At 66.5% G+C, this 12,098-nt stretch carries 10 protein-coding genes; all 10 read right to left on the minus strand.

All coding sequences use genetic code 11. From position 1 onward, the window contains the following. Positions 1 to 121: 121 nt before the first annotated feature. The 10 genes from pstA to ACEYYA_RS11425 all read right to left on the minus strand — a co-directional run bounded on the left by pstA (position 122) and on the right by ACEYYA_RS11425 (position 12,090). On the minus strand, positions 122 to 1,429 hold the full coding sequence (gene pstA / locus ACEYYA_RS11380) for a phosphate ABC transporter permease PstA (RefSeq protein WP_374800693.1): 1,308 nt from the start codon (positions 1,427 to 1,429) through the stop codon (positions 122 to 124). Further along, positions 1,426 to 2,628 (minus strand): phosphate ABC transporter permease subunit PstC, encoded by a 1,203-nt coding sequence (pstC, locus tag ACEYYA_RS11385; protein ID WP_374800695.1) that lies wholly within the window; start codon positions 2,626 to 2,628, stop codon positions 1,426 to 1,428. Before pstC ends, pstA begins: the two co-directional genes overlap by 4 nt. A 62-nt stretch (positions 2,629 to 2,690) precedes the next feature. After that, on the minus strand, positions 2,691 to 3,749 hold the full coding sequence (locus ACEYYA_RS11390; RefSeq protein WP_374800697.1) for a substrate-binding domain-containing protein: 1,059 nt from the start codon (positions 3,747 to 3,749) through the stop codon (positions 2,691 to 2,693). 111 nt (positions 3,750 to 3,860) lie between these two features. Continuing rightward, the gene (locus ACEYYA_RS11395) at positions 3,861 to 5,474 is read right to left on the minus strand and encodes a GMC family oxidoreductase (RefSeq protein ID WP_374800699.1); all 1,614 of its coding nucleotides are present in this window, start codon (positions 5,472 to 5,474) and stop codon (positions 3,861 to 3,863) included. A gap of 72 nt (positions 5,475 to 5,546) precedes the next feature. Next, positions 5,547 to 6,350 carry a 5-deoxy-glucuronate isomerase gene (iolB, locus tag ACEYYA_RS11400; protein WP_374800701.1) on the minus strand — a complete coding sequence of 268 codons (804 nt, stop codon included), beginning with the start codon at positions 6,348 to 6,350 and terminating at the stop codon, positions 5,547 to 5,549. Then, positions 6,347 to 6,526, minus strand: a complete 180-nt coding sequence (locus ACEYYA_RS11405; protein WP_374800703.1) for a hypothetical protein — start codon at positions 6,524 to 6,526, stop codon at positions 6,347 to 6,349. The genes iolB and ACEYYA_RS11405 overlap by 4 nt, the downstream gene beginning before the upstream one ends. Continuing rightward, positions 6,526 to 7,434 (minus strand): myo-inosose-2 dehydratase, encoded by a 909-nt coding sequence (iolE, locus tag ACEYYA_RS11410; RefSeq protein WP_374800705.1) that lies wholly within the window; start codon positions 7,432 to 7,434, stop codon positions 6,526 to 6,528. The genes ACEYYA_RS11405 and iolE overlap by 1 nt, the downstream gene beginning before the upstream one ends. An 81-nt stretch (positions 7,435 to 7,515) precedes the next feature. Then, positions 7,516 to 9,342: a 3D-(3,5/4)-trihydroxycyclohexane-1,2-dione acylhydrolase (decyclizing) gene (iolD, locus tag ACEYYA_RS11415; protein WP_374800707.1), complete on the minus strand. Its 1,827-nt coding sequence runs from the start codon at positions 9,340 to 9,342 to the stop codon at positions 7,516 to 7,518. Beyond that, entirely contained in the window at positions 9,339 to 11,240 is a 1,902-nt protein-coding gene (locus ACEYYA_RS11420; RefSeq protein ID WP_374800709.1) for a bifunctional 5-dehydro-2-deoxygluconokinase/5-dehydro-2-deoxyphosphogluconate aldolase, read from the minus strand. Before ACEYYA_RS11420 ends, iolD begins: the two co-directional genes overlap by 4 nt. Positions 11,241 to 11,295: 55 nt before the next feature. Next, on the minus strand, positions 11,296 to 12,090 hold the full coding sequence (locus ACEYYA_RS11425) for a TIM barrel protein (RefSeq protein WP_374800711.1): 795 nt from the start codon (positions 12,088 to 12,090) through the stop codon (positions 11,296 to 11,298). Positions 12,091 to 12,098: the final 8 nt, after the last annotated feature.

Raw genomic sequence — 12,098 nt, forward strand, 5'->3', positions numbered from 1 at the left:
GATGGCGTGGGATGTGCCGTAGAACACATCCACATCAACCGCCGAAATCTTCATGTCCTTGGCCGTCACGTCGCGCTCCAACAGTCGCATGTCGTTCATTTCTGCACCCATTCCCTGACGGTTACCAGCGGCGTTCAAACTTGCGGCGCAGCAGCACCGCGATCAGGTTCATGCTCAGCAGGAACACCAGCAGCACGATGATCGCCCCCGAGGCGCGTTCGACAAAGCCCGGATCGCCGCGCGTCGTCCAGTTGTAGACCTGCACCGGCAGCGCCGAGGCGGGTTCAAAGAAACCGTCGGTCGGCCACGACGGATATTCGCGCACAAAGGCGACCATGCCGATCAGCAGAAGCGGCGCGGTTTCGCCCAAAGCCTGCGCCAGCCCGATGATCGTGCCGGTCAGGATGCCCGGCATCGCCAGCGGCAGGACGTGATGGGTGATGGATTGCAGCTTGGACGCCCCCACCCCCAGTGCCGCATCGCGGATCGAGGGCGGCACCGCCTTCAGCGCGGCACGGGTCGGGATGATGATGCGCGGCAGCGTCATCAGCGTCAGCACCAGACCGCCGACGATGGGTGCCGACATGCGCATCCCCCAGAAGTTGATGAACACCGCAAGGCCAAGGATACCGTAGACGATCGACGGCACCGCGGCGAGGTTGGCGATGTTCACCTCGATCATGTCGGTCCATTTGTTCTTGGGGGCGAACTCCTCAAGATAGATGCTGGCGGCGACACCGATGGGCAGCGCCAGGAACAGCACGATCAGCATCATGTAGGCCGATCCGATCAGCGCGATGCCCAGGCCCGCGGCCTCGGGGCGCTTGTCGGAGGCGTCGGGCATGGTCAGGAAGCCCCAGTTGAACTTGACGTTCAGCACACCTTTTTCGCGCAGCTGATCGGCCAGTTGCAGCTGTTCGGGGCTGACGTTGCGATCCAGCGCGGCGCTTTGCATGGTCACGCGGCCCTTGAAATAGCCGTCGATACGGCCGTTCGTCAGCGCGCCGAACTCGATCGTCTGGCCCACCAGTTCGGGGTCTGCCAGCACCCTGGCGCGCAGTTGCGCCCGCGATTCCTGCGACACCAGCTTGCCCAGATCGGTGGTGCTGACATCGTTGCTCAGGCCCTGATCAGCCACCAGCTTGACCATCGCCGCCTGCAACAGCTTGTCATAGCTGAGCGTCAGCACCTTGGCCATTTCGGCGGGATCGCGGTTGCCCCTGGGGTCGACCACGGCCGGGTCGATATAGACTGGCATGTCCAGCGTCGTCTGCTTGAAGGCCGGCAGGCCCGAGGACAGGATCGAGACCAGCAGGAACACCAGCGCGGTCAACGCGACCAGGATCGCCCCCAGCCCATACAGGCGAAAGCGGCGCTCGGCGGATTTGCGGCGGCGGACGTCGGCGGTCGGCGTGATGAGATCGCTCATTCGTATTGCTCGCGGTATTTGCGGACGATGACCAAGGCCAGCACGTTCAGCACCAGCGTGATCAGGAACAGGGTCAGGCCCAGGGCAAAGGCAACCAGCGTTTCGGGGCTGGCGAATTCGGTGTCACCGGTCAGCTGGCTGACAATCTTGACGGTGACGGTGGTCATCGCCTCGAACGGGTTCAGCGACAGTTTCGCGGCGGCGCCCGCGCCCATGACGACGATCATGGTTTCCCCGATGGCGCGGCTGGCGGCCAGCAGGATGGCGCCCACGATGCCGGGCAGCGCTGCGGGCAGCACCACCTGTTTCACCGTCTCGGCCGAGGTTGCCCCCAAGGCCAGGCTGCCGTCACGCAGCGATTGCGGCACGGCGTTGATGATGTCATCGGACAGCGAGGACACGAACGGGATGACCATCACCCCCATCACCAGACCCGCCGTCATGACGCTGGACGAGGACGACCCCAGCCCCAGCGGTTGCGCGAAATAGTCGCGCAGCAGCGGGCCGACGGTGATCAGCGCGAACAGGCCGTAGACGATGGTGGGGATGCCAGCCAGGATCTCGATCGCGGGCTTGATCCAGCCGCGCGCAGTCTTGCTGGCATATTCCGACAGATAGATCGCGCTCATCAGCCCGATCGGCACCGCCACCAGCAGCGCGATGGCCGACACATACATCGTGCCCCAGATCAGCGGCCAGATCCCCAGATCCGACCCGCCGCGGAACTGCGGGTTCCAGGTCGTCGAAAAGAAGAACTTGCTGAACGGGTAAAGTTCAAAAAAGTGGATCGTCTCGAACAAAAGCGAGGCGACGATGCCGATGGTGGTCAGCACCGCCACCAGCGAGGCCAGGATCAACAGGCCGATGACCATGCGTTCGGCCACGTTGCGCGCGCGATAATCGCGGGTCTGGCGCAGCAGGCCAAAGGCCAGCCCGGCCACCGCGGCGGCGATCACCGCCCCCACTATCACCGGTGCCGCAACTGCCCGGCCGGTCAGGGTCTGCACGACCAAGAGCAGCGCCATCACGGCCAGCGCCGGCAGCGCCGTCATCAGTGCGACCGATTGGCCATGCTGGCCCGGCAGCGAATGCAAAACGCGGGCATCTCCGCCCGCCAAAGACAGCGCCCGCTGCCGTGCGCCGATCCAGCCAAGCGCCGCCAGCGCCAGAACGATCAGCGTCAGGAATCCGATGCTCATAGGCCCACCACAGTCAGAAGAAAGGGCGCGCGGGGTCGATCCCCGCGCGCCCGGTCAGGCGATCACTTGTCCAGCGGACCCATGACGGTTTCCGAGGCAACCATTTCCTGCGTCTTGGCCAGTTCCGGGTCCGAAACCAGGCCATAGGCAGCCAGCGGGCCTTCCGGGCCGGCCATTTCGTCGGACACGAAGAACTGGATGTATTCCTTCAGGCCGGGGATGACGCCGAAGTGCTGCTTCTTCACATAGAAGAACAGCGGGCGCGACACCGGGTAGTCACCCTTGGCGATGCTGTCGACGCTGGGCACCACGCCGTCGATGGTGGCGACCTTCAGCTTGTCGGTGTTGTTCTGATAGAACGACAGGCCGAACACGCCGATGGCGTTCTTGTTGGCATCGATACGCGACAGGGTTTCGGTATAGTCGCCGTCGATATCGACCGACAGGCCGTCGGTGCGAACCGCCATGCAAGCCTTGTGGGCAGCCGCTTCCTTTTCCTTGTCGTCGGCACCGGTCGCGGCAGCCTTGAACAGGTCCAGCGCGCCGGTGGCCTTGCAACCCTCGACCAGCACCTTTTCGTCGAACACTTCGCGGGTGCCGTGCTTGGTGCCGGGGATGAACATCAGGATGTCCTGGGCCGGGAAGTCGGCCTTGACGTCGGCCCACTGCTTCGCCGGGTTGGCGACCAGCGCGCCGTCCTTGGCAACCTGGGCACCGATGGCGCCGTAGATTTCGGCGGGGGTCAGGGCAAAGTCCGGCCCGGCAATGTCGCTGGCAAAGACGATGCCGTCATAGCCGATGCGCACTTCCATGATCTCGGTCACGCCGTTGGCGGCGCAGGTGTCGATGTCCGACTGCTTGATCCGCGACGAGCTGTTGGCGATGTCGATGAAGTTTTCGCCCACGCCTTCGCACATCTTCTTGCGGCCCGCACCCGAACCACCCGATTCCACCACCGGGGTCGGGAAGTCGGTGTTTTCGCCAAAGGCTTCGGCAACGATGGTCGCATAGGGCAGCACGGTCGAGGAACCGGCGATCTGAACCTGATCGCGGGCGGCGGCGGCGGTCGCCGACACGGCCAAGATGGCCAGGGTCGAAGCGGTAAAACGAAGGGCGTTCATGGGTGTCTCCCGTTTTGGCAGCGATGGCCGAACGACTCGGCCTTGCGGGTGGCTTACCGGCCCGCGATGACGCTTATGCTGCGATTTCATGACAGGATTGTGACAATGCCATCAGCCCGCCAGATCGGCGCGGATCAGATCGGCGGCGCGATGGGCGATCATGATCGTCGGGGCATTGGTATTGCCGCTGACCAGGCGCGGCATGACCGAGGCATCGACCACCCGCAGCCCCGCCACCCCGCGCAGCCGAAGCTGCGGGTCGACCACCGCCATGTCGTCCTGCCCCATCCGGCAGGTGCCAACCGGGTGGTAGATCGTATCGGCCCGCGCCCGGATGTCGGCGGCGATCGCCGCGTCGCTGCCGTCATGCGGATACAGCCTGCGCCCTCGCCAGGGATCCAGCGCGGGCGCGGCCATGATCGTCTCAAGCCGGCGGACCCCGGCGATCAGCGCGGCCAGATCAGCGGGGTCGGACAGAAAGGCCGGGTCGATGCGCGGTTCCAGGCGCGGGTCGGTGCCTGTCAGCCCGACATGGCCCTTGCTGGCCGGGCGCAGCAGGCAGACATGCGCCGAATAGCCGTCGCGCAGGTGCAGCTTGCGCATGTGCTGATCGACGATCCCCACCGTCAGGTGCAACTGCATGTCGGGCCGATCAAGCTGGGCGCGCGACCGGAAAAAGGCCCCGGCCTCGGCATAGGGCGAGGTAAAGGGGCCGCTGCGGTCGCCCGACCACCGCCGTTCGGCCCGTGCCAGTCGCAGCAGGCCGCGCGGGTTCAGCCCCACGACATCGGCGCGCCGCGAGTGCCAGGACAGGACGTGATCCAGATGATCCTGAAGGTTCTGGCCAACCCCCGGCAGCACCACCGCGGGCGCGATGGCATGGGCGCGCAGCTCATCCTCGGGTCCGATACCGGATCGCAGCAGGATGGCGGGTGAGCCAAAGGCCCCCGCCGCAATCACCACCTGGCGGCGCGCGCGCAGATGCAGGATGCGCCCGCGATGGCGGACCAGCGCCCCGGTGGCACGCCCCGCGTCCAGCGTGACGCGATCGACCAGCGAACCGGTCAGGACGGTCAGATTGGGGCGTCCGCGCACCGGCCGCAGCCAGCCTGCGGCAGCAGAACAGCGTTCGCCCCGGTGCGGGCCGTCAAAGAACTGGGTGACCTGGTAAAGCCCCGCACCCTGCGGATCGTCGCGGTTGAAATCCTCGGTCGCGGGCAGGCCCGACTGGGTGCAAGCCGTGACAAAGGCGCGGCTGATCGGGAACGGGCTGCCCTGATCGGCAACCTGAAGCGGCCCGTCATCGCCATGCCAGGCATCGCCGCCACGCTGGTTGCGTTCGGTGGCGCGAAACCATGGCAGGACCGATTGCCAATCCCAGCCCTCGGCCCCCAGATCGGCCCAATCGTTATAATCCTGCGGCTGGCCGCGCACATAAAGCATGGCGTTGATCGCCGACGATCCGCCCAGGGCGCGGCCCCTCGGCTGATAGCCCCGCCGCCCGTTCAGCCCCGACTGCGGCACCGTCTGCCAGGCCCAGTTGTGCAGGCGCGGCTGGCCACGCACCAGCAGCGCGAGAAACCCCGGCGCACGGATCAGACGGCTTTCGCCGTCGCCTCCGGCCTCGACCAGGCAGACGCGCAGTGCCGGGTCGTCCGACAGACGTGCCGCCAGCACCGCGCCGGCCGAGCCGCCGCCCAGGATCAGCACATCGCAATCGGCCATCGTCACCTCCGCCTGATGCCGAACACCATGCTAGGCCCGCCGCGCCGCGTCCGCCAGCGTGACGTCAGGCGATCAGCCGTCGCGGTCGAGGATCCAGCGGTGATCGGGATCCGGTTCAAACCGCCATTTGCGCAGCGGGCCGGCCATGACGTTCAGGTAATAAAGGTCATAGCCATAGGGCACGCCGACTGGGTGATGCCCGCGCGGCACCAGCACGACATCACCATGCTTGACCGCCATCGTCTCATCCAGACTGCCGTCCTCGGTATAGACACGCTGCACCGCAAAGCCCTGGGCCGGGTTCAGGCGGTGGTAATAGGTCTCCTCCAGCAGGGTGATGCGCGGATCGTCGTCTTCGTCATGGCGATGGCTGGGATAGGACGACCAGTTGCCCGCCGGGGTGAACACCTCGGTCACCAGCAGGCTGTCGCAGCAGTCTTCCGCCTCCATGGCGATGTTGTTGATATGGCGGGTGTTCGCGCCCTTGCCGCGCGGGGTCAGGGTGATGCCATCGGGACCGATGCGACGGGCGGGATGGCCGCCATGGCCGGGCGCGCTGCACACCGCCAGCACGCAATCGGTCGTGGCCTCGGCCACCCAGTCGCTGCCGGGCGGCAGATAGAGGCAATGCGGCGGCGTCCTTTCAAAGACATCCATCCGCGCGCCCATCTCGCCCCAGTCGTGGCCGGCCCCGGTCAGCCGCGCCTTGCCCTGCACCAGCACCAGGATCACTTCGCGCCCGGCAGTCGTGCCGCTGGCCCGATCACCCGGCGCCAGATGGTGCAGGTCAAAGCCGACATAGGCCCAACCGGCGTTTTCAGGCGTGATGTGATGCACGCGACCCCGCGTGCCGGTCGGTTTACGCAACAGGTTCATGGATGCCCCCGCAGAAACAATTGGTAGAACAGATAGGCCCCGGCAGCCCCGAAGATCAGGCCAAAGCCGGGGCTAGCGGCGGCGAACTCGACCACCGCCCAGACCAGCGGCACCGCCACCACCAGGATGCGCACCCACAGCGGGCGAAAGAACGGGGCTTGCGGGTCGATCAGCATCAGCCCGTCCGGCCCCGGTCCAGCCCCGCCGCCTGCGCCATCTTGCGCAGGGCGCGATGGCCCATGCCCTGATAATGCAAGGGGTTGGCCTTCAGCGGGTCTTGCTCGGCCTCGATCACCAGCCAGCCCTGATAGCCCGCCTCGGCAGCGATCTTCAGCACCGGGGCGAAATCGACGCAGCCATCGGGATCGCCCGGCACGGTAAAGGCCCCACGCCGCACCCCTTCGATGAAGGACAGGCCGTCGCGCCGCACCTGATCCATGATGGGGCGGCGGATGTTCTTGGCATGGATATGGGTCACGCGCCCGATATGCTTTCGCGCCACCTCGGCCGGATCACCGCCGCCAAAGGTGCAATGCCCGGTGTCCAGCAACAGCCGCGTGGCTGGCCCGGCCATGGCCATGAACCGGTCGATATCGGCGGGGCTTTCGATGATCGTGCCCATGTGGTGATGATAGCCCATCACCACGCCCTCATCGGCGGCCAGTTGCGACAGCGCCTCATAGCCCGCCGAAAACCGGTCCCAGTCCGCATCGCTCATCACGGGGCGGTCGTTCACGGCCACGCCATCGGTGCCATGCACGGTGTTGGAACATTCGCAGGCATTGATATGGCCGCTGCCCGCCGCCTGGATCATGCGGATCGTGTCCAGCAGCGCGGCCTTTTCCACCTCAAGATCATTCACCAGCAGATTGGTCGAATGCCACTTGCCCGCAAAGACAAGCCCGTAATCGGCCAGCTTCGCCCTCAGCGCGGCTCCGTCATCGGGCATCTTGTGGCCCTTTTCGATGCCGTCAAATCCGATCGCACGACAATCGGCCAGGCATTCATCCAGGCTGATATGCGCGCCGATGGTCTGGTCGTCATCATTCGACCAGGCAATAGGGTTGGTTCCATAAAGGATCATGTCGCTGTCTCCCGGACCGGCTTTCTTCTTGGTCCAAATATCCTCGGGGATTTCAGGGGGCAGGCAGCCCCCTGTCCGGCGTCAGTCAAAGGCGCGTTGCTGGCGGGCCTGGGCGTGATAGGCGGCGCGCGCCTGATCCAGCCGTTCCGGCCCGCCGACCTCGGGCACGGCGACATCCCACCAGGCCCCGCCCGCGCCAGTTCCCGGCCCGGCATCGGTGTCGATCACGATGACGCTGGGAATATCGCGCCCCCGCGCGGCGGCAATCGCGGCCTCAAGCGCGGCGATACCATCCACCTTTTCGGCATGTGCACCCATGCTGGCGGCATGGGCCACAAAGTCGATCCGCGGCTGATCCACCACATTGCAATCGACATACATGTTGTTGAAGGCCGCCCCGCCGCAGGCCTGTTGCAGCCGGTTGATGCAGCCATAGCCGCGGTTGTCGGTCAGCACGACGGTAAAGGGCCTGCGCAGCATGACCGCCGTCGCCAGCTCGCTGTTGGCCATCATGTAGCTGCCATCCCCGACCATGCAGATCACCTGGGCGTCCGGCCGCGCCATCGCGATGCCAAGCGCACCGGCGATTTCATAGCCCATGCAGCTATAGCCATATTCCATATGATAGCCGCCCGGTGCGGCGCGCCACAGCACTTGCAGCGCGCCGGGCATGGTGCCTGCCGCGCACATGACGATGGTCTGCGGCCCGGATTGGCGCTGCACCGCGCCGATCACCTGCGCATCCGTGGGCAGCCCCGCACCGGTTGGCGCCGCCGTCACCGCGTCGGCTTTCGCATACCAATCCGCGCGCAGCCCCGGATCGACCCCGGCAAAGCGATGCCCGGCCAGCCCCGCGCTGATCGCCGTCAAGGCCAGCCGCGCGTCGCCGACCACCGGCAGCGCCTGATGCTTGGCCGCGTCATAGCCCGCCAGGTTGACGGCGATCAGCCGCCGGTCGGGGTTCTGGAACGCCGCCCATGAGCCGGTGGTGAAATCCTGAAACCGCGTCCCTACGCCCAGGATGACATCCGCCGCCGCACAGATGGCGTTGCCCGCCCCGGTGCCGGTCACGCCCGGCGCGCCAAAGTTCAGCGGCTCGGCCCAATCGACCGCGCCCTTGCCAGCCTGCGTCTCGACCAGCGGAATGTTGTGGGCGCGGGCAAAGGCCAGAAGATCGGCCTCGGCCTGGCTATAGATCACGCCGCCCCCGGAAACGATCACGGGCGCCTTGGCCGCGCGCAACAGATCGACCGCCCGCGCCACTTCGCCCGCATCGGGGGCGGGGCGGCGGATGTGCCAGACCTTCGGCGCAAAGAACGCCTCGGGCCAGTCATAGGCCTCGGCCTGCACATCCTGGCAAAAGGCCAGACAGACCGGGCCGCAATTCGCCGGATCGGTCATCACGGCAAAGGCGCGGGGCAGCGCCGTCAGCAGCTGTTCAGGCCGGGTGATACGGTCGAAATAGCGCACCACCGGGCGGAAACAGTCATTGGCGCTGATCGTGCCATCGTCGAAATCCTCGATCTGCTGCAGCACGGGATCGGGGCGGCGATTGGCAAAGACATCGCCGGGAATCAGAAGCAGCGGCAGCCGGTTCACATGCGCAAGCGCCGCCGCCGTCACCATATTCGTCGCCCCCGGCCCGATGGACGAGGTGACGGCCATCGCGCGCCGCCGCTTCATCGTCTTGGCATAGGCAATCGCAGCATGGGCCATGGTCTGTTCGTTCTGCCCGCGCAGGGTGGGCAGCGCATCGCCGACCCCGTGCAAGGCCTCACCGATGCCCGCGACATTGCCATGGCCGAAGATCGCCCAGACGGCATCGATGAACCGCTGGCCATTCTCGGTCATCTGCACCGACAGGTAACGCATCATCGCCTGCGCGGCGGTCAGTCGGATCGTGGTCATTTTCCTGCCTCCTTGCGGGCCGCGTCCCATAGATCGCACAGCCTGCGATAGCGCGCGGCCATCTGCCCGACCGCGGTGTCATCGTCGATTTGCCCGGCCAGCCAGCCCCGCGCCACATCGCCAAAGATCGTGCGGCCCACGGCAAAGCCGCGCACCAGATCATGCCGCGCCGCCATGGCGAAACTGGCGGCCAGCTCGGCCTCGGGCGCGTCCAGCCCCAGCACCACGATGCCCCGCAAATACGGGTCATGCGCGGTGATCGTATCCACCACCTTTTGCCAGGCGGCTTCGGTCTTCAGCGGCTCCAGCTTCCACCAGTCGGGATAGATGCCGATCTGATACCAGCGGTCGATCAGCGCGGCGGTCGTGTTCTCATCGACCGCGCCGACCTTCGAGGGGATGATCTCCAGCAGGAACTCCAACCCATTGGCGCGGGCGGCGGCGTAAAGGCGGCTGACGGTGGCCTCTTGATCGGCCTGCATCGCGGCATCGTCATCGGGATGGCAAAAGCACAGAACCTTGACGACCTGACCGGCGGGCCATTCCACCAGCCCCTCATTCGCCGCGCCAAGCTCGGGTTCCAGCCGCAAGGGCCGCGACCCCGGCCATTCGCAGGGCCGCCCGACCCACAGCCCGCTGCCGCTGGCGGCGTGCAGGGCCTGTCGGCCCAGACGGTCATCGCACAGGATCCCATAGCCCGGCTGCCCGCCCGCCACCGCCTGCGCCGCGCGCAGACACAGGCCCTTGAAGGCGCCGATCCGAGCAGGGCTCGCGCCTGCCATCTCCTCGAACTGCATCCGGTGGTCAAAGGCAAAGGCGCGCAGATCGCCGGGCAAGGGATGCAGGTTGGTCGCGCGGTGGATCCGCTCGAGCACCTCATCCTTGCGCAGGGCGGGCTGGCGGATGCCGCGCTCCAGAAAGAACTGCAGCTCGGGCCAACTGGGGTAAGCGGGGGTGCAGCCATGGCGGCTGACAGCGAAGGCCCCGCAGGCATTGGCATATTTCAGCGCGACCGGCCAATCTTCACCGTCCAGCCAGCCCTTCAGCAGGCCCGACATGAAGCCGTCGCCCGCGCCCAGCACGTTGAACACCTCGATCGGAAAGCCCTCACCGGTCTGGCCAGACGCCCATCCGTCGATATCCCCGGTGAAGGCGACGGCCCCGTTCGCCCCCCGCTTGCAGACCAGCACCGCGCCCGAAACCGCCCGCACCGCCCGCAGCGCCGCCAGCGTGTCGGTGCTGCCACCGGCAATGTGAAACTCCTCCTCGGTGCCGACGATCAGGTCGAACAGACCCAGATGCGCCTGCAACTTGGCGGTCACCGCATCGCTGGCGATAAAGCGGTTCTCGCCATCGCCATGGCCCGACAGACCCCACAGGTTCGGGCGGTAGTCGATATCCAGCGCCGTCCGCGCGCCGGTTTCCCGCGCGATCCGCAGCGCCTTCAGCACAGCAGCCTCGGTGCGCGGATGGCTTAGATGCGTGCCGGTGGCCACCACCGCGCGCGCCTGCGCGATCAGGCCGGGGTCGATGTCATCCTCGCACAAGGCCATGTCGGCGCAATTCTCGCGGTAGAAGATCAGCGGGAAGCTGTCCTCATCACGGATGCCAAGCAGGACCAAAGCGGTCAGCCGCTGCGGATCAGTGATAACGCCGCGCACATCCACGCCTTCGCGCGCCAGTTCCTCGCGCAGGAAGCGGCCCATATGCTCATCGCCGACGCGGGTGATCAGCGCCGATTTCAACCCCAGCCGCGCCGTCCCCGTCGCCATGTTGGTGGGCGAGCCGCCGACATATTTGTTGAAGGACCGCATGTCCTCCAACCGGCCCCCCACCTGGGCGCCGTAAAGATCGACCGAGGACCGGCCAATGGTGATCAGATCAAGCGGTTTGTGCATTTCTTCTTGGCCCAAATATCCCGGGGGGTTCGGGGGGCAGCGCCCCCCGGCCTTGTCATGGCGCAGACACACCGGCGCGGATGTGATCCATCGTGGCGCGCAACGCATCTTCGATATCATCGCGGGCATGAACGGCGGGCGCGAACGGCTCAAGGCTGAACGGCCCGTCATAGCCGCCCGCGATCAACGCCCGCGCCTGCGCGACATTGCCCAGCCGATCGTCGCCATCGACCAGCACCCGATGGGCGTCCAGCATCGCATCGACCGCCAGCGCCGGGTCGGTCACGCCCGACAGATGCACCAGACCGGTGCGCTGCGCATAGACCTGATCCTCGCCCGCCAGATGGTGATGGAAGCTGTCGTGCAGCAGTTGGAACGTGCCGAAGCCCCCTGCCTCGGTGATCGCCGCAATCGCATCGGCCTTGCGCCGAAGCGAGCTGACGGGAAAGCCCAAAGGCTCGACATAGCCCAGCAGCCCACGCGCCGACAGCAGCGGCCGCATCGCATCCAGCGCCGCGACAACCGCCGAATGTTCGACCGCACGGCCATCGTTCAGCGGACAGATCACCAGCCCGCGCGCCCCGGCGCGGGCGGCGTAATCGGCCATCGCCTCGGCCCGGTCGGGCAGATCCCCGGACCACATGTTGAACGGATAAAGCGCGTTGATCGCCAGAATGGTCACGTCATGATCCGCCGCCATCGCCGCGACATCGGCGGCCCGCAGGCTGCCCAGCACATCGGGCAGATCGTTGCGGATCTCGATCTCATGCACGCCCAGCCGGGCGCACATCGCCATGAAGTCAGGCAACGCCAGCCGCGGCGCACAGATATGGTTCAGCGCAAAACGCATCGTCGCCC

This window comes from Paracoccus zhouxuedongae (assembly GCF_041927815.1).
Classification (GTDB): Bacteria; Pseudomonadota; Alphaproteobacteria; order Rhodobacterales; family Rhodobacteraceae; genus Paracoccus.